The organism is Vibrio gallaecicus (assembly GCF_024347495.1).
Taxonomy (GTDB): domain Bacteria; phylum Pseudomonadota; class Gammaproteobacteria; order Enterobacterales; family Vibrionaceae; genus Vibrio; species Vibrio gallaecicus.
Map to the genome: position 1 here is coordinate 848,417 of NZ_AP025491.1, position 18,984 is coordinate 867,400.

Sequence of the window (18,984 nt, forward strand, 5' to 3'; positions counted from 1 at the left end):
ATGAACAACGCACATCAAAGCCATAGCCTAGACAGCTTTTTTTCTACTACTCTTGCTGCGACAGACGATGCGGTGTTTGCTGGAATTCAAGCAGAGAACACACGCCAAAATGATCAAATCGAACTTATTGCTTCTGAAAACATCGTTTCAAAAGCAGTAATGCAAGCTCAAGGCACATGCCTAACGAATAAATATGCGGAAGGCTACCCTGGCCGTCGTTATTACGGTGGTTGTGAACACGTTGATACTGTTGAATCTATTGCTATTGAACGTGCTAAGCAGCTTTTCAAATGCCAATACGTAAATGTGCAGCCTCACTCTGGCGCACAAGCAAACGGCGCAGTTAAACTTGCACTTCTTCAGCCGGGCGACACTATTCTAGGGATGTCCTTAGATGCAGGTGGTCACCTTACTCACGGTGCTCGCCCAGCAATGTCTGGTAAATGGTTTAACGCGGTTCAATACGGTGTTGATCGTGATACGTTAGAAATTGATTACGAAGCAGTACGTCAATTAGCTATCGAAAGTAAACCAAAAATGATCATCGCGGGTGGCAGTGCTATTCCACGCGTAATCGATTTTGCAAAATTCCGAGAAATCGCTGATGAAGTTGGCGCTATCTTAATGGTAGATATGGCACACATTGCGGGTCTTATCGCGACAGGTGCTCACCCTAGCCCACTTCCACACGCACACGTAGTAACAACCACAACGCACAAAACATTACGTGGTCCTCGTGGTGGCATGATTCTTACCAATCACGAAGACATCAATAAAAAAATCAACTCTGCCGTTTTCCCTGGTCTTCAAGGTGGCCCACTAATGCATGTTATCGCGGCTAAAGCGGTTGCATTTGGTGAGGCACTAGGTCCTGAATTTACGACTTATATTGATTCAGTGATCGATAACGCAAAAGTTCTTGCTGAAGTATTGCAAACTCGCGGTTGTGACATCGTGACAGGCGGAACTGACACACACTTAATGCTCGTTGACCTTCGTCCTAAAGGATTGAAAGGTAACGTAACTGAAGAAGCATTAGAGCGTGCAGGGATCACATGTAACAAAAATGGTATACCATTTGACTCAGAAAAACCTATGATTACTTCTGGTATTCGTTTAGGTACACCCGCTGGAACCACTCGTGGTTTTGGTACTGAAGAATTCAAGCTTATCGGTCAATGGATCGGTGATGTACTAGATGGGTTAGTTGAAAGCCCAGAAGGTAACGCCGAAGTTGAGCAACGTGTTCGCAAGCAAGTAAAAGAGCTTTGCAAGCGCTTCCCTCTTTACCGTTAAGACTTTTAAAATAATTACTCGTTTTTTAAATTAACATCTCATAAATTTTTGGAGAATTAGCAATGGACAATACACTGAAGTTTGCAGACAGCCATGAGTGGGTAAAAGACAACGGTGACGGCACTGTAACAATCGGTATTTCTGAGCATGCTCAAGAAATGCTAGGTGACGTTGTATTCGTTGACCTACCAGATACAGAAGACGAAATCGAAGCTGGTGAAAGCTTCTCTCTTATCGAATCTGTAAAAGCAGCATCAGATATCTATGCGCCAATCACTGGTGAAATCGTTGCAATAAACGAAGAGCTAGAAGATAGCCCAGAGCTTATTAACGAAGAACCTTATGACGGTGGCTGGATTGTTAAAGTGAAGATGTCAGACACATCTGAACTGAACAACCTAAAAGACGCTGAAGAATACCTAAGCTCTATTGAAGAAGATTAATAGGTAAACTCATTACGATAAAGCTGCTCTTTGGAGCAGCTTAATTTTAGGGGCTAGCTCACGGCTCCAAAGAGAAAGTAGAACATATTATGACTGAATTACTTCAAAGCCAATTACTGAAAGACTTGGGTACTCAAAACGAGTTTGTTGCTCGTCATAACGGCCCAAATAAAGCAGACCAGCAAAAAATGCTTGAAGCTATCAACGCGACTAGCCTAGAAGCACTGATCGACGAAACGGTACCTGCACAAATCCGTTTAGAAAAGCCAATGACACTTGCAGCGCCACTAAGCGAAGTCGACATGCTGACTTCTCTAAAAGAGATCGCTAACCTAAATCAAGTGAAACGCACTTTCATTGGTCAAGGCTACTACAACACATTCACTCCAAACGTTATTTTACGTAACGTTTTAGAGAACCCAGGCTGGTACACAGCTTACACACCATACCAACCAGAGATCTCTCAAGGTCGTCTTGAGGCTCTGCTCAATTACCAACAAATGGTAATGGACCTAACCGGTATGGAAATCGCGAACGCATCTCTTCTTGATGAAGCGACTGCAGCTGGCGAAGCAATGACGCTGTGTAAACGTGCTGGTAAAAGCAAGAGCAACGTATTCTTTGTAGCAGATGATGTTCATCCTCAGACACTAGAAGTTGTTAAGACTCGTGCTGAGTACATCGGTTTTGAAGTCATGGTTGGCGCTCTTGAAACACTTCCAGAGCAAGACGTATTTGGTGCATTGGTTCAATATCCAGGCACAACTGGTGAAGTAAAAGACCTAACAGACATCATTGCTAAAGCTCAAGCAAACAAAACACTCGTAACAGTTGCTACTGACCTACTTGCATCTGCTCTACTTAAGCCTGCTGGCGAAATGGGTGCAGACGTTGTAATTGGTTCAGCACAACGTTTCGGCGTTCCTATGGGTTACGGCGGTCCACACGCAGCATTCATGGGTACTCGTGAAAAGCACAAACGTACAATGCCAGGTCGTGTAATCGGTGTATCTATCGATACTCACGGTAAACAAGCGCTTCGCATGGCAATGCAAACTCGTGAGCAACATATCCGCCGCGAGAAAGCGACGTCGAACATCTGTACAGCTCAAGCACTTCTAGCAAACATGGCGTCTTTCTACGCGGTTTACCACGGTGCAGAAGGCCTACGTACTATCGCTCGTCGTACACACCACATGACAGCTATTCTAGCAGCAGGTCTAACGAAGGCAGGCTACGAGCTAACAAACAACAGCTTCTTCGATACCATCACAATCAACTCTGAAGAGAAGACAGATGCACTGTATGCGAAAGCGCAAGCAGCAGACATCAACCTTCGTCTGCTTAAGGGTAAGATCGGTATCAGCTTAGATGAAACAACAACGATCGACGACGTGAACGCACTGTTCGCAATCTTCGACGTGAAAGAAGACATTCAAGCGCTATCTTCTGACATTGCATCAAATGAATTTGCAGCAATCCCAGAAAACTGCCGTCGTGAATCAAAATTCCTGACTCACCCAGTATTCAATACGCACCACAGCGAAACGCAAATGATGCGTTACCTAAAACAGCTTGAGAACAAAGACTTCTCTCTAACGCACGGCATGATCCCACTGGGCAGCTGTACAATGAAGCTGAACGCTGCTGCTGAGATGATCCCTGTAACATGGCCTGAATTTGGTTCTATCCACCCATTCGCGCCTCTTGAGCAAGCGGCTGGTTACACAGCGTTAGCAAAAGATCTTAAAGAGAAGCTATGTGAAATCACCGGTTACGACGATTTCTCACTACAGCCAAACTCAGGTGCATCCGGCGAATACGCAGGTCTAATCGCGATTCAACGTTACCATGCAAGCCGCGGTGAAGGTCACCGTAACGTTTGTTTGATTCCTAGCTCTGCGCACGGTACTAACCCTGCAACGGCATCTATGGTTTCTATGAAGGTAGTGGTTGTTAAGTGTGATGAAGATGGCAACATCGACATGGTAGATCTAGCTGCGAAAATCGAGAAACACAAAGACAACCTATCAAGCATCATGATCACTTACCCTTCTACGCACGGCGTATACGAAGAGCAAGTGAAAGAAGTGTGTGAACAAGTACACGCAGCGGGCGGTCAGGTTTACCTAGACGGCGCGAACATGAACGCTCAAGTAGGTCTTACTTCACCAGGTTTCATTGGTTCAGACGTATCTCACTTGAACCTACACAAAACATTCTGTATCCCACACGGCGGTGGCGGTCCGGGTATGGGTCCTATCGGTGTTAAATCACACCTAGCACCTTTCCTACCAGGTCACATTGAAAACGGTGTACAAGGTTCCGACTACGCAGTATCGGCTGCCGATCTAGGTAGTGCTTCAATTCTACCTATCTCTTGGGCTTACATTGCTATGATGGGTGAACCGGGTCTAACAGAGGCAACGAAAGTCGCTATTCTGAATGCCAACTACCTGATGGAACAACTTGCTCCACATTACCCTGTTCTTTACCGCGGTACTAATGGTCGCGTTGCGCACGAATGTATTATCGATATCCGTCCGCTGAAAGAAGAGACGGGCATCAGCGAAGAAGACATTGCTAAACGTTTAATGGATTTCGGATTCCACGCTCCAACAATGTCATTCCCAGTTGCAGGTACATTGATGATTGAGCCAACTGAATCAGAAGATTTAGAAGAGCTTGAGCGTTTCTGTGAAGCGATGATTGCGATTCGTCATGAAATGACAGCAGTGAAAAACGGTGAATGGCCACTAGACAACAACCCTCTAGTAAACGCACCGCATACACAAGCTGATCTTTCAGGCGCAGAATGGAATCGCCCTTATTCTCGCGAACTGGCTTGCTTCCCATCGAAAGCAACGAAGAACTCGAAGTACTGGCCTACTGTTAACCGTGTAGATAACGTATACGGCGACCGTAACTTAATCTGTTCTTGCCCAAGCATCGACAACTACGAAGATTAATTAGTCGTTGAGTTGAGAAACAAAGAGGTATCTTCAAAAGTTAAGCATTAACTAAAAAACGAATATATCTTTTATGAAATCCGAGTGTTTAATCGCACTCGGATTTTTCTTATCTAAGTTGCAACGAATTTAATTGCCCCACCAGCAAGACACCTAACCATATTTCCGCCTCCAGCGCCCCTCTCCTTCTAAAGCTCGTATCTATCTGTTTCTGAAAAATACGCGTTTAACCCAAATCTTTATTAACAATAATTTAGGTTTTCCTTTGAGGATTTTCATAGTTCGTGCGGTGTATCGGTTAGGACATCATTACAACTTTCAAAACCGACTGGATAAACGATGAGCGTATACCTCTTTGTATTCCACTCAAGATTTGTATCAGGAATTCTAAATGCACATTACTTTTCATTGGGCACCCATCTTATTGTTTGCTGCGCTATCAACAGGCTGTAACAGTGGTGGAGATAGCAACACTCCAAGTACCGACCCAGGTTTGCAGAACAACCAGAGACCGATTGCGATTGCAGGCATAAATCAGCAAGTGAAAGAAGGCGATCGGGTACAACTCGATGGAACCTCAAGCATTGATTATGATAAAGACGAAATTACCTATCAATGGTCTTTGAGTTCAGCCCCGCTTCAAAGCCTAGCGGAACTGTCTCAGGTCGATGCCATAAAGCCCACATTTACAGCAGACAAGTTAGGAACCTATGTTGTTGATCTTGTCGTTCATGATGGAACCGTCAGCAGCCGAACCAATCAAGTAAAAGTTGTTGCGGTTTCTGATGGAGAAAACTCACCACCGACGGTTTCGATATTCAATGACCATTACCGAGAGAATATTATTGGTAAAGCTGACCTGTCTGCTTCAGCAAATGATGCTGATAATGATGAGTTGACATTTCGCTGGAAAATCATACAACAACCAGAAAACAGTAGCCCAAGACTGGATACAACCACTACCACTTATTTTAAAGGCACTTACTCTAACCAACCGGATTTATCGACAGATACTATCGGGGATTACATTGTGGAGGTTACTGTATCCGATGGTTTAGCATCCGCTAGTGATACAGCCACTGTTTCTTTCTACTATGAGAACGTCCCACCAATTGTTAGAGGGACAGGAAGCCCTATCGGTGCCATTGAAGGCATGACGATTCCATTAGACGCGAGTACAAGCGAAGATCCAAATGGTGACCCGATCACTTTCCAATGGTCATTCATCTCAAAACCTCAAGCGTCAAACACTGTCATTGTTAACCCAAGCTCAGCAAAACCTCATTTTTTAGCAGACGTAGCTGGTGATTATGCCATTACTGTTGAAGTCAGTGATGGGGAGTTGTCGTCTTTTCCATCGAGGGCTGCCCATGTACGTGTGGATTCGCTGACCGGCCCCCATGCAAAGGTAACAATTAATGATGATCCCAACCCTGTTCTATTACCTTATGACAACTCGTTGATCATCGATAAGACACAAGATAGTGGTGACCTCCCAGACTATTATGAACTCGGCACTTATACATTCGAAGCCGTAATGAATGACATCACTTTAACGGTTAGTACCTTCCGAGATCGAACGAATACAGTACAACCAATAGCTCGAACGCCCTTTGGTGAATTAAAGGAAAGCGAAATATACGTTATTCCTGCTGGCACAAAAGAAGTAATTACAATCCTTTCCCCTCCAACTTCAGGTCAAACCACGGATATAAGCCTTGATTTTGCCTGGAGCCTCTACGGCTTGGGTGATTACAGTCCAATCCGAAGAGCTGGTGGGAATTACGCATTCACTAGTCGATAGCCAATATATTTACTTAGATTTATCCATTCAAAAGCGCTTATGAACTTAGGCGCTTTTTTATTTTATTTTTGTTTACGGGTTTGGACTCTTACTTCGGTGTATTTGATGAAAGCAAGTGAGATGTCTGTCGCGCGCACCGGGCAACTGGCTTGATTTCAATCATTTAAAATACATTTAAAAGGAATAGAAAATGAAACCAGTTCAACTTTCATGGATCGCAGCAGCATTTCTTGGTCTAAGCCCTGTCGTTCAAGCCGGTTTTGACGGTGCTATCAGCGACAATTCACTTCGCCAAGTTGGTGAATCAGAAGTTTATGTGCCATTTTTCCACTCAAAAGGCAAAGCAGGAATCGGCAGTGCTACTGGTAAACGCGTCGACTTCGACGGCTTAGCTGGAAATATTTTCAGCAGTAAAGAGCGAGACAGTGTTCATACATCAGGCAGTAAACACTTCAGTAACTCTCACTACAATTTTGTACAAGTTGCGAACCAAGACATTTGGTTTGGGGAATGGTATGAGGGTACACAAGACGCAGATTTCAATAACCGAACGGTTTACTACGTAGGGAACGATGCAGGTACAACAGTACCCACTAGCGGAACTGCAACTTACAACATCACAGGCATTAATAAGTTTAGTGGCAGCAATAAATTGTCTGGAACATTTGATGCTGATTTCAATAACCAAACTTTAACGGGTGCTATTTCGAATGCAACCCTAACTGTTGGTGTGAATAGCACTATTGACTCTGCAACGGCGTCGTTCAACGGAAGTGCAACCGCTACACAAGCTGGTTCTGTAACCCAAGGTTCATCTCAAGGTCACTTCTTCGGTGCTGATGCGGCGTCTCTAGCTGGTATCGCGACATTCACTAGTAATAGTGATCTTGATACTGCCTTCGGTGGTGAAAAGCAGTAAAACTTTAGCCTAAACCAAAGAAGCAGCACGCGCTGCTTCTTTCTTTTTCATCTGTGCTTCGCAAGCACTCGCGCATTAAGACATCCATGAAGTTCAACCTTTCCCAACGATTATTCCTACCGCTTATTTCTTTTGTCGTCATTCCAAGCGCATTAGTCAGTTTGCCGAGTGTGGCATCTAACCCTGATACTAGTCTTCGAATTGAACAACAAGATGCGCTATCGGCAGTCGAAAAAGAAAACGCCATTTTAGCTGAAGAGCTGCAAGATGAAGAACAGCGTCAAAACGCGCAGCAATCATCTTCTAATTCAATTGACCCTTCAATAGCGGACCCTGAGTCAACGTTCAGCATAGATCTTTCGGATTCAAACCAAGTCGCCCAAGCCTTGCACCTTTCTGCTCAGCAGCATAATTGGGGCTTAGCTCAGCAACTACTCAGCCATTATCAGCTATTCGATAACGCAGACCCGCTGCTTATTCATTATGTGCGTGGTGGTATTTATCGTTCACAAGGTGAGCTAAAACGTGCACAAGAGGAATACACTCAGTTAATCACGTTACAACCCAATTTCATGCCAGCGCAATTAGAACTGGCACGCGTTCTATTCGAAAACCACAACAACTCAGAGTCATTAGAATTATTCGAACAAATTGAAGCTTCACTCCCATCTAACAACCCTCGAACTCAAGGTATTCAACGGACCATAGATGTATTTTCTAGTGCGCTCAAAGCCCGAGATGACTGGGGCGGTTCCATTAGTTTCGGGCCATCGTTTAATGACAATCTAAACAGCTCTTCCGAAAGCTACACCTGTTTAGTTCATAGCGATATTGGGCAATGCATCATCGATAGAGTCACCCCAAAAAAACAACAGGCTTTTGGTATCGATTATGAAGCGAGCTTAAATAAACGAACCTCACTCACTGGTCATCATGGCGTTTCTTTTAGTGGGCTCACCTACGGCACTCGTTATTCAGGTCATGACGAATATGATGAGCAAACCGTCAAAGCGAGCTTTGGGTACAGTTATCAGAGCCAAAGGGATCGCGTGTCCTTTGCTCCACAATTTGAATTCAATACGTTTGCTGGAAAAAGCCTGTATTTAAGTTCTGGAATCAAACTGGATTGGTTCAAAACCGTAAACAAACAAAGTGCATTTAAATTCGAAACCAAAGTTGATTATCAAAACTATCAACCAGGAAAACTGGATTATCAGTCTGATTGGCAATTCTCGACCTTGTTCACTTATTGGTATCAATTACCTGATAAATGGTTGTTATTTGGAGGTGTGGACTGGACAGATAAACGAAATGATCAACAAGTTCATGCTTATACTTTGTCTGGCGTTCGACTTGGGGTTAACAAAAACGTCAGCACATGGTTAGACGTCAGTCTGTTTGCTTCTTTGAGAGATCGCCGATATCAAGATTTCAGCGCTTTACTTGGAGATAAGCGGAATGACAGAGAACAAAATTACACCTTAGTCATTCACTCGCCAAGTATTCAGTATTTAGGAGTGTCTCCCACCCTTAGCTGGACTCATAAACGAGTGAAAAGCAACATCGACTGGCTTTACACCTACCAACAAAATGAAGTTAGCCTAAAACTCACTAAGCGATTTTAATTGCAATTTATTCACATTGCTTATTAATTCAAATGGCTACGCGAATCCAATTGTTGTTTAAATCTAATTGGTACATAAGTCAAACCAGCGCTTAAACTAAACCAAAGCATAAGAAAAACCAACGCATAAGAACAACTGTTGCCTAACTTAAGCAGGTACACGATTTAAACAGGTCCACCACTGAACCACCAGCTAGTTGTACCTGTTTTCTCTGCGGCTTCTTATCATCCGTTATTTTTCACAAATTTCATTACGGATTTCTGATTCTCATTCGGTATACCTTCCATATCACTCAGCAAACCTTTTGCTATTACTACTTATCAAATGAGCCAATATAATGAATACGCTTTTTTTTCGCCTCATGTCAGCCCTTTCGGTGTTGACACTTAGCCCACTGGTTAGCGCAACTCAAGACACTGTTGATACTGTTTCTTCAGTAAATACAGTATCTCCTGTAAATACGGTACCTCCACTAAACACCGTACCTTCTGCAAGTTCTCTCTCAAGTTCAACACCAGCTACGCTACCTGAAGTGATAGAGCACCAAATCATTCCGCCTTCAAATCCGTTAATTACTCATGACCTATCAGCGATGGGCATGTACCACGCAGCGGATTGGGTAGTTAAATCCGTCATGATCTCTCTTTTCATCGCCTCAATAATCAGCTGGGCTATCTTCCTTGCTAAACAAATACAATTAGTACGGGCAAGCAAACGCACAACCAAACTACTCAGCACTTTAGTACAGAGCGAAAGCATTCAAAACGCCGAAGTAAATTTAAGTAACCATAAAGCGAGTGAGTTGATACTTTTCACCGCGGTTCAACATGAACTTCATTTGTCATCACTGGGACACGCAACGCCAGATGGAATAAAAGAAAGAGTCCAATTACGTCTTGAACGGGTTCAAACCGAGCTTTCTCGTAAAATGACATCCCTTACCGGTATTCTCGCGACTGTTGGTTCAATTAGTCCATTCGTTGGATTGTTTGGTACTGTCTGGGGGATCATGAATGCCTTCATTGGCATAGCAAAGTCCAAAAGTACGACCTTAGTGGTTGTGGCTCCGGGAATAGCGGAAGCCCTACTGGCAACTGCAATTGGGCTGATAGCCGCCATACCCGCCGTGATTATGTATAACTACTTCACTCGATTTATTGGAAAGTACAGAGCATTAGTCACGGATGTCTCAGCGGCAAGCATGGTGTTAGTCAGCAGAGAGCTCGATAGAAAAAGCCACAATGAAACCAACCTTAAATCAGATATAAAAAAGGCGGGTTAATCATGGCGTTTAAAACCTCTTCAGACAGTGATGAAATGGCTGAGAATCATGAAATCAATGTCACGCCTTTAGTTGATGTGATGCTTGTACTGCTGATTATAGTGATGGTCGCTTCGCCACTGGCGACGGTTAATGTTCCTGTAGATTTACCTTCATCATCTGCAGCCCCACAACCGCAACCAAACGAACCTTTCTACCTAACTGTTCAAAAGGATATGTCACTCACTCTTGGTGAAAGTGACGTTGTGACGCTAAGCGCATTAAAGCCAGCACTTGATTCGGCATTACAAGGAAAAGATAAACGTATTTATTTACGTGCAGATAAAGATCTTAATTACCAAGACTTAATGAAAGTGATGAACGCATTAGTTAAAGCGGGTTACGGTCAAATAGCATTAGTGGGAATTAAATTACCGGCGGGGAGCCAATAATGAGTCTGCTTGCTGATCCTTCAGTGAATATAAAAGAGCCTAAGAAACGCTTCCTGCTGATTGGGCTAACTGCAAGTATTCTTCTTCATTTGGTGTTTATTGTGGCGTATATGTGGACGCCGCAATATGATTTTACACCTCCTATACAAGCAGCTCCTATAGTCGTCACGATTGTTGCGCCTCTCGCTTCAAACAAACAAAAAATTGAAGACACTGTATTAGGTGACCCTCAAAAAGAAATTATTCAACAAGAGGTATTGAAAACGCCACCGAAAGAAGAAGTTTTTATTGCACAAACTTCACCTTCAATTGTTCCTATTATAGAAGCTGAAAAGCCTTCAACATTCTTAGCTCCTAACAAACATAATCAAGAGGTAGTAAAAAAATCCCCACCTCAGAACCAAACGACCGAAAGTAAAGCTGATAAGCCGCAAAAGCCTGCACGAAAGCCTGTAAAGCCAGAGCAATCAAAGAAAAAAGTCACTGAGATACCAATTAAGCCAGAAGCTAAATCGAAACCAGTGGATCCCATCAAAAAAAATAAGCCACTAAAAACAGAGTCTCAAGCCATATCACAGCAAGCACAATCAAAGAAAAACATAACCGCAAGTAATGTAGCGAATGCGGCGGCAGCACTACGACAAGGACAACTTTCTGAAAATGGTCGGATAGCAAAAGTAAGTTGGCAACAGGCGTTACATGCTCATTTAGAAAAGAAGAAAAAATATCCAAGGAAAGCAAAGCGTATGAAGAAAAAAGGCACACCTGTGATACGTTTTACTATGGACAGAGATGGTCACGTTATCAATGTATCTCTGATCCAAAGCTCTGGTACTTCTTCGTTAGATAAGGAGGCGATTGATCTCGTATACCGAGCGCAACCGCTCATTAAACCCCCAAGTTCAGTTGCAGGAAACCAACTCAGTTTAACCCTACCCATCAATTTTTCTTTCTAGTTCTCTTAAAAACCTATGGATGAGTAAGGTTCACTTTACCTGACCAAATACCACGGAAAGTTTACTGATATAGCCTGATTATTACTCTAAAAGCATGATTTATTCCACTTACATTGCATTTATGAAATCAATATTAGCTTCATGCTTTATAAATATTGCATAGTGTCGCATGACATATTGACCTTTCTATCATATTGAAAATCGACACGGCTAGCATAACGTGGTTTTGTCTTTCATTCTGGTCGAGCAACCTAAAGAACTAACGGCATACACCAAGGTTATCGGACAAGATAAAGGACTTTTTGTTAAAAGCTAAATTTACAAATGGTCCCTCGTTCTACACGGTGATTTTAGGTAAGTATATGGATGATTACTTAAAAAGAATTGAACAGCTTGAGAAAGAAAATGAGCGTCTAAAATCAGATAACGCTCGTTTACAAGAAAAATTAAACCTGGCTTTAGATGGCACAGGGTTATGCTTGTGGGAGCAACATGTACCTAGCGGCTCTTTAACTATTTTCAATATGGAATGGGGAAAAATGCTTGGCTTCCAACCTAACGAACTCAGTGCAACTGTTGAAATGTGGAAACAAAACTTACACCCTGATGACTATGACCTAGCCGTGGGGGCATTTGAAGATCACCTTGCAGGTAAGACTGACCTTTACCAAGTTGTACACCGAATGGTTCATAAAGATGGTAGTGATAGTTGGGTATCAGACAGAGGGAGAGTCGTCGAGTTTGATGAAAACGGCGCACCTCTACGTATGATGGGCACTCATATCGATATCACTCAAGAAAAGCGATATGAGATGAAACTGGCTGACTTAGCAAACAAAGATCCTCTCACCAGTTTATTAAACCGTTCTGCCATTCAAAGCAGCTTCAATGAACACTTATCCAATTATAGTGACGAAACCGCTGCATTAATTTTTATTGATGTTGATAATTTCAAATCAGTAAATGATGGGCTTGGACACCAAACGGGAGACAATTTATTAATCGAAATAGCTAATTGGCTTACCGAAGTCGCATTAAATAAAAGCAAAATTGGTAGGCTGGGCGGCGATGAGTTTGTATTGCTTTGCCGCTATTCTGAACGCCACGAAATAATGAGATTATGTGACATGATCCTTTCTTTCATTTCCCCGACGTTACTCGCATCAGAAAAAAATATACAGATAGGCTTTAGTATTGGAGCTTGTTTATTTACAGGCAAAACTCATCAATTTGAAGATATTTATGAAAAAGCCGACGCGGCTATGTATCAAGTGAAAAAGAATGGCAAAGATGGTGTCGCCGTCGTAGAACTAGAGGTCACCAGTTTAGAAGCAGAACACAGCAAGGATGAAGAAACACTTGCTAGCAGAGATACAAAAATAAGCTGTAAATTGTGAGTGACTCGCTACATTGCTCGAATATTTTATTAAGATGATATCTAATAAGCAAATACTAAAAAGCCCCAGCATTTCTGCTAGGGCTTTCTAATTTGGAGGCGCCTCCCGGAGTCGAACCGAGGTCCACGGATTTGCAATCCGCTGCATAGCCACTCTGCCAAGGCGCCTTTAATCGTGTTTTAAGAGTACGACTCTTTGAATCTCACAACTAAGTGAAGTTCAAATAGATGGTGCCCCGGGCCGGACTTGAACCGGCACAGCGCGAACGCCGAGGGATTTTAAATCCCTTGTGTCTACCAATTCCACCACCAGGGCACGCAAACTTGTTGCGATGCTCCTAACCAATGTGCTTTTTCAAGCGGGTTAGACACCATCTTCGATACCGCTTTCGCCATATCTTATAATTCTGTATCTCTTAAAGAGATTGGAGGCGCCTCCCGGAGTCGAACCGAGGTCCACGGATTTGCAATCCGCTGCATAGCCACTCTGCCAAGGCGCCTTCTTAACACAATAAACAATTATCATGTTTCGCTTTTAAAGAGAGCGACTCTCACTGCGTTTGAGATTTAAAAGTCTAATTCAAAAAACAAACTATGATGGTGCCCCGGGCCGGACTTGAACCGGCACAGCGCGAACGCCGAGGGATTTTAAATCCCTTGTGTCTACCAATTCCACCACCAGGGCAACGCATTAAAAGCGATGGTGACACCATCTGTTCTTTTGGCTTCTGCCTGAGAACGAGGCGTACTTTAACCGATTCCTCACACACGTCAACACTAAATTTTGCCTTTTTAATTCAATCGATTAAATATCATTCCAAAAGCGTTAATTCGCGCCACTTTGATGTTTTTTGTAGCACTATTTCCGACAAATACTTTGTTATTCTTCGATACTTCTAAACTAATATCTCACGCAGTCACTGTTCATTCACACTTAAAAATTACACTGGGATAACTACCCATCAATTTAATGTTACGTGAAGCCTCTCAAACGGTACCAATATGAACGCTACGCCGTTCTTTGTAATCTCGCTTATCCACGTGTCTTTAAACAAACACGCTATGGGTTCGACCCTAATGGTCAAAGAGTAATTCGCAACATGCACGGGAAAATCATGATTCGTGTCCTTTGGAGTCGCGACAGCAAAGAAGTGGTCGTGGTTATCAAGGGTTCTCACAGTGTCAGTGATTGGCTCTTAAATTTTTTATTGTGGACAAGATGTTGTAGAAAACTTGGATTGAACTATCGAATCCATGCAGGGTTTTATCATTTATTGTTCCAGGAAAGCATGCCTTCAAGAAACGAAGATAGATTAGGGCTGAATGTCATTCAAAGGCTCGAAGCGACTCTGATACCGTTTATAGAGCAAGGAAAGCGTATTGCGATAACCGGTCACTCCTCTGGTGGAGCGATTGGCTGTGTATTTGCAGATTACTTAGAAAAGAAATACCCAAAGAGTATTAAACGCGTAGTGACTTTTGGGCAACCCGCCATAGGAGACTGGCACTTTAAAAAACATTACGGGCTAAATCAAAAAACCTATCGAATTTGTTGTGATTTAGACGTAGTGACTTTTATGCCACCAGTGCCTTTGCTTTATTGGCATGTAGGGAAAATGCTCTGGTTATACAATGGACGTATTTATGAAAACACCCCATCGTTAATCCGATTAGGGCGCTCACTGATTAGCTGGTTAATTCGACCTTTTTCATATCACTTAATGAGTAAATACATACGTAATAAGGACTTCTTTGATGACCACTAACTAATTAGCCAGCAAGCTAAGAGTCTGCGATTAATAGTAAGTAAATGATTAGCCACAAACCATTCGTGAGAGCTAGGAATTGGGCGTTACTAGTCGATAGTTAAACGAATGAGATGATAACGTTACTTCTACCATTTCTTCATTAAGCGCCCGACCAAGCTTGGATGATAAGACCAGCAATGATCAAACATAGTCATGAGCTGTGGGTTTCCGTATTTTGATAAACTCACCGCGTGAAAACGATTTTTATGCTCTTTTAGTTTCTCAACTTGAGCAATCATTTCGTCAGATTGTTTAGGTGCGATGAAATCAGATAACACAACCAAATCAGCATTCTTGTATTTATCTCCCATCATCAAGTCGATGGACTTCATTAATACCGGTTCTAAATCCGTCCCACCATGGAATGAGTAGCTCAAGAAGTCACTGGCTTCCCTTAAACCATCCTGACGAGTCAATTCATACGTTATTTGTTCAGAGGAAAATAAAATAACATAGCAATCACGTTCCTCTGCTAACGCAATTTGCATTAGGGCATAAGCCATCGCCTTCGCGGATTGCTCAGGAAATCCACTCATTGAACCTGATGCGTCCACACAAACGATAAACGGTCCCTTTTCTACATCGACATCTTTACTGTCCGGCTTTTGGGCTTTCACTTTGCGTAGAGTCCGAGACTTACCTTGAGAGCGATAACTTAATAAACGCTTATCCGCTAAATGTTTATAAAAAATCACTTCAAGTTCAGGATAAGCCAGAAACATAGTTTCATTTGGCAGCATTTTGTTCAGGTCATCACTTTCATGAATTCCGACAATATCATCTACCGCTTCATCACTCTTCTCTTCAACCATCTGCAGTTCTTCAACTGGGGCTTTGTTCAAAGAAGGGTCATCGACCAATCCAGCCATTCTACCAAGCTGTTCGGCGATATCTTGCAAGCCTTTATTTTTTGTTAGGAACTCAGCATGTCGCTTCATCACGGTAAGGTCAGTTTTACTTAACTTTGCAGAAGCCATATCCCACAATCGTCCTACACTGCCCTCATCACCCGACTCAGTCACTTTATCCATGCTTTTCATGGTTTCCATGCGCTGGTAAAGGTCAGCAAGTACTTTTTCTTTACTCGCTTCAAGTTCAGTAAGTTGTGCTTGTTGTATTGCATCCGACAGGTACTGATACCATTGATCGCAAAAATAATGCGGGAACATGGCGTTATCAACGCCTTTATTTTGTTCAATTAAGCGACGAGCTTGTAGATAAAATGCAGAATGCCACTCAAGCTTCTTGATTACAGAATCAATCTCATCAAAAAACTGGTCTTCATTCCAATAAATCACTTCTTGATAGAGAGCCAATTCCTCTTTAAAACGATCGGTTTCGCAGACTTTAGTCACACGCTTTTTAACTTTGCCTCGCCACTTCAAAAGGTGATTTTTTACTGAAGATTTCATACCTTTATTTTCTGCCGCCATCATCAACTGAGAGCGAGCCATAAGATCATTGACAGCCGAGTCAATGATCCCTGAATCTGCCAGCATTAAGGCAAGGTTTAAGCCATCTGCGCCTAACATAAAACTATCCCCTTACTCAAAATACTGGCTCATAAATTTTATGCGCTGAACAATCTTGCTACTTTTAACTTGGGTTGATTCGAGCTCTTGCATAATATTTTGTAAGCTGATTTCCATTGCTTTAGGCAATTCAGGATCAATAAAGCTATGAGGCAGTGCCCCATGGAACTCTGAACGCACTCTCTTTAAATGGAAGTCGGCGGCTGTTAATTCTTTAAGTGCTTGCTCTGCACGGGTTAGCCATTTTTGATAGCGTTCTTCATCAAGGCCTTCTGTTGTGACCACGCTGACTAAAACAGAACGGTTGGCAATGTCTTTAATAACCAGTTGGTTTGAAGCATCTAAATCCATTTTTAAGCGACATAAGTTGGTGTTCTGATTTACATAACCGTAAATATCACCATGTCCTTCTTTGAGTACTCGGTCAAAATCATCTTTTGCTACATACACCCAGCGGCTATCACCCTTTTCAGATTCAGACACTGACATATTGCTTTGAAGTAATACGAGTTTTACTAAGTTATAGGCACTACCAACGTTATACATTTTGGCATTTTTGATATCGTGCTGATAAACGTCTTTATCTTTTCGTAATAATCCTGATGTTGTGCTGCCAACAGATAAAGATACAGATAAGCTGGTTTCAACTTCTTCTTGGATATCTTCTAATTCTTCACGGCACTGTTCAATTTGATGTTTCGATTCTTGTTGATCAAACGCTTGGTTAAGAGCAAATTCCTTCACAACACTACGCACAATTTCTCGAGATTCAGGACTGTTCCACAAGCAATCTTGTAGTAGCATAATATCAAGTGGGTTTACTGAATCTCGCCCACTGAAAAATGCACTCGCTTTAAGTAATTTAACTGCTTTTTTCCAACGTCTATCTGAAACATATAAATCTGATTCCGCGATATCAATGCCGTGACTTTGGATCTTACTTTCCAGCATGGTTTTCAATTCAAACAGCTTGTCGAAGCTATTATCTGATAGCCCTAAAGTATCGAGCTCTTTCTGCCATTGATGATATTCAATATCAGTAATAGCTAATCCTGGTGGAATGACTGCTTCTTGCGAAGTCCCCGTGGTTAACATCGATTTGAAATTTTGCTTGTTCTGAATGCGATTAACGAAAATTCGAACTAGCATTCGATCATAAAGCGCATCAAGTCCACTATCTTCATCCGGTAATTCGTTTGATGCAGAGACAAGTAAACGCATGGGTACGCGCTGTATCTCGCTACCATTTTTAAAAGTTTTTTCATTCACTACGGTTAAAAGTGTGTTCAAAATTGCAGGTCCTGCTTTCCAAATTTCGTCAAGGAAAACAACCTGAGCCGTAGGAAGGTAGCCCTCAGTTAAACGAACATACCGCCCGTTATCTTTGAGCTCTTGTATGCTTAAAGGACCGAACACCTCTTCAGGTGTTGAAAAACGAGTCATTAGATATTCAAAATAGCTACTATTATCAAAAGCTTGGATCAAACGTTTCGCAATCAAACTTTTTGCAATACCTGGAGGACCAAGTAAAAACACGCTTTCACCCGCTAACGCAGCCAACAAACATAACTTGATAGTATCTTCTCTTTCATACACACCGTCAGACAACGCTGCAGCTAACTTATTTATTCTTTCTGAAAGCAGCGCTTTGTCTGTGTGGGAAGAGATGGATGGATTCATCGTTGTATTACTCCAAGAACTAATAGCATTTGAGTCTGTATATATGTTTTTATACATTTGTTAGCACTTTGTTACAAGTGCATTTTATATTTGAGCTGTACTTATATCAGAAGGTTACATAGCTATTTTTATTGTAATCATAGATTCCACATTTGGGAGTCATATCACAATCGGTATGCATGCAAGTATAGGTTAAATAACGTTTATCCTTTTCCTATGTTGGTATAACCGCTATTGTGGCATCAGTCTCGCTTAAGAATGAATTTGAGCAGTTAGCTAGGAAATAACCACCATAAATGAATAAAGTAATCCATAAATGGAAGAGCATATCTCTCGTAGAAGAGAACATCGAATTACCCACTGGCGTTTCAATTTTACATACCACGATCAATCACCCTGGTGCTGCTGTGATTTTACCAATCACAAATGAGGGAAATATAATTCTTGTGAATCAATTCCGGCCTTCTCTTAAAAAGTGGCTACTAGAGCTTCCCGCTGGCACTATGGAGCCTGGTGAAACACCACAAGCGTGTGCAGAAAGGGAGTTAGAAGAAGAAACTGGCTACAGCTCAGGTAATTTTAGTAGCCTTGGTCAAGTCACTCCACTTGCCGGGTTTTGTGATGAAATTCAGTACCTATTTGTGGCGGAAAACTTAGTTCATACATCAAGGTTTACTTGTGATGATGATGAAATAATTGAAGTTATAGAAATCTCGGTGCATCAACTTGAAGAAAAAATAAGAAACGACCAGATAACGGACACCAAAACCATCGCCTGCTTAAGCAAGGCCAAATTATGTGGTTTTATCAAATAGTGATTTGATCGTTTATCGCTTTTGATCA

Annotated in this window: 14 protein-coding genes and 4 tRNA genes; 12 read left to right on the top strand and 6 right to left on the bottom strand. The window is 42.2% G+C overall.

The window, feature by feature from the left end; translation table 11 throughout:
* The 10 genes from OCU78_RS18170 (at nucleotide 1) to OCU78_RS18215 (ending at nucleotide 13,122) form a co-directional block, all read left to right on the top strand.
* A complete protein-coding gene (locus tag OCU78_RS18170; protein ID WP_137374153.1) occupies nucleotides 1-1,296 on the top strand; it encodes a serine hydroxymethyltransferase in 1,296 nt (431 codons plus the stop codon).
* Nucleotides 1,297-1,358: 62 nt separating this feature from the next.
* Nucleotides 1,359-1,739 (top strand): glycine cleavage system protein GcvH, encoded by a 381-nt coding sequence (gcvH, locus tag OCU78_RS18175; RefSeq protein ID WP_137374152.1) that lies wholly within the window; start codon nucleotides 1,359-1,361, stop codon nucleotides 1,737-1,739.
* A gap of 89 nt (nucleotides 1,740-1,828) precedes the next feature.
* The gene (gene gcvP / locus OCU78_RS18180; protein WP_137374151.1) at nucleotides 1,829-4,708 is read left to right on the top strand and encodes an aminomethyl-transferring glycine dehydrogenase; all 2,880 of its coding nucleotides are present in this window, start codon (nucleotides 1,829-1,831) and stop codon (nucleotides 4,706-4,708) included.
* 391 nt (nucleotides 4,709-5,099) lie between these two features.
* Nucleotides 5,100-6,512 carry a PKD domain-containing protein gene (locus tag OCU78_RS18185; protein ID WP_137374150.1) on the top strand — a complete coding sequence of 471 codons (1,413 nt, stop codon included), beginning with the start codon at nucleotides 5,100-5,102 and terminating at the stop codon, nucleotides 6,510-6,512.
* A 190-nt stretch (nucleotides 6,513-6,702) separates the two neighbouring features.
* Nucleotides 6,703-7,431 carry a Slam-dependent surface lipoprotein gene (locus OCU78_RS18190; RefSeq protein WP_137374149.1) on the top strand — a complete coding sequence of 243 codons (729 nt, stop codon included), beginning with the start codon at nucleotides 6,703-6,705 and terminating at the stop codon, nucleotides 7,429-7,431.
* Between the two features lie 86 nt (nucleotides 7,432-7,517).
* The gene (locus OCU78_RS18195) at nucleotides 7,518-9,056 is read left to right on the top strand and encodes a surface lipoprotein assembly modifier (protein ID WP_137374148.1); all 1,539 of its coding nucleotides are present in this window, start codon (nucleotides 7,518-7,520) and stop codon (nucleotides 9,054-9,056) included.
* A 337-nt stretch (nucleotides 9,057-9,393) separates the two neighbouring features.
* On the top strand, nucleotides 9,394-10,338 hold the full coding sequence (gene exbB, locus OCU78_RS18200; protein ID WP_137374147.1) for a tonB-system energizer ExbB: 945 nt from the start codon (nucleotides 9,394-9,396) through the stop codon (nucleotides 10,336-10,338).
* A 2-nt stretch (nucleotides 10,339-10,340) separates the two neighbouring features.
* Complete coding sequence (gene exbD / locus OCU78_RS18205) at nucleotides 10,341-10,769, top strand: TonB system transport protein ExbD (RefSeq protein ID WP_137374146.1); 429 nt, start codon at nucleotides 10,341-10,343, stop codon at nucleotides 10,767-10,769.
* A complete protein-coding gene (locus OCU78_RS18210) occupies nucleotides 10,769-11,725 on the top strand; it encodes an energy transducer TonB (protein ID WP_137374145.1) in 957 nt (318 codons plus the stop codon). Before exbD ends, OCU78_RS18210 begins: the two co-directional genes overlap by 1 nt.
* A gap of 362 nt (nucleotides 11,726-12,087) precedes the next feature.
* Nucleotides 12,088-13,122: a sensor domain-containing diguanylate cyclase gene (locus OCU78_RS18215; protein ID WP_137374144.1), complete on the top strand. Its 1,035-nt coding sequence runs from the start codon at nucleotides 12,088-12,090 to the stop codon at nucleotides 13,120-13,122.
* A 93-nt stretch (nucleotides 13,123-13,215) separates the two neighbouring features.
* Here OCU78_RS18215 and OCU78_RS18220 read toward each other — a convergent pair.
* The 4 genes from OCU78_RS18220 to OCU78_RS18235 all read right to left on the bottom strand — a co-directional run bounded on the left by OCU78_RS18220 (nucleotide 13,216) and on the right by OCU78_RS18235 (nucleotide 13,806).
* Nucleotides 13,216-13,289: transfer RNA gene (locus tag OCU78_RS18220), tRNA-Cys, on the bottom strand.
* A 61-nt stretch (nucleotides 13,290-13,350) separates the two neighbouring features.
* Nucleotides 13,351-13,437 (bottom strand) — tRNA-Leu (locus OCU78_RS18225).
* 110 nt (nucleotides 13,438-13,547) lie between these two features.
* Nucleotides 13,548-13,621: transfer RNA gene (locus OCU78_RS18230), tRNA-Cys, on the bottom strand.
* A 98-nt stretch (nucleotides 13,622-13,719) separates the two neighbouring features.
* Nucleotides 13,720-13,806, bottom strand: a tRNA-Leu gene (locus tag OCU78_RS18235).
* A gap of 292 nt (nucleotides 13,807-14,098) precedes the next feature.
* On the opposite strand from OCU78_RS18235, the gene OCU78_RS18240 reads away from it, so the two are divergent.
* A complete protein-coding gene (locus OCU78_RS18240) occupies nucleotides 14,099-14,887 on the top strand; it encodes a lipase family protein (RefSeq protein WP_137374143.1) in 789 nt (262 codons plus the stop codon).
* 128 nt (nucleotides 14,888-15,015) lie between these two features.
* Here OCU78_RS18240 and viaA read toward each other — a convergent pair whose 3' ends face one another.
* Together viaA and OCU78_RS18250 are read right to left on the bottom strand one after the other, a co-directional pair.
* The gene (gene viaA, locus OCU78_RS18245; RefSeq protein ID WP_137374142.1) at nucleotides 15,016-16,461 is read right to left on the bottom strand and encodes an ATPase RavA stimulator ViaA; all 1,446 of its coding nucleotides are present in this window, start codon (nucleotides 16,459-16,461) and stop codon (nucleotides 15,016-15,018) included.
* Nucleotides 16,462-16,473: 12 nt separating this feature from the next.
* On the bottom strand, nucleotides 16,474-18,141 hold the full coding sequence (locus OCU78_RS18250) for an ATPase RavA domain-containing protein (protein ID WP_137374141.1): 1,668 nt from the start codon (nucleotides 18,139-18,141) through the stop codon (nucleotides 16,474-16,476).
* Between the two features lie 296 nt (nucleotides 18,142-18,437).
* On the opposite strand from OCU78_RS18250, the gene OCU78_RS18255 reads away from it, so the two are divergent.
* The gene (locus OCU78_RS18255) at nucleotides 18,438-18,956 is read left to right on the top strand and encodes an NUDIX hydrolase (protein WP_137374140.1); all 519 of its coding nucleotides are present in this window, start codon (nucleotides 18,438-18,440) and stop codon (nucleotides 18,954-18,956) included.
* Nucleotides 18,957-18,984 lie beyond the last annotated feature (28 nt).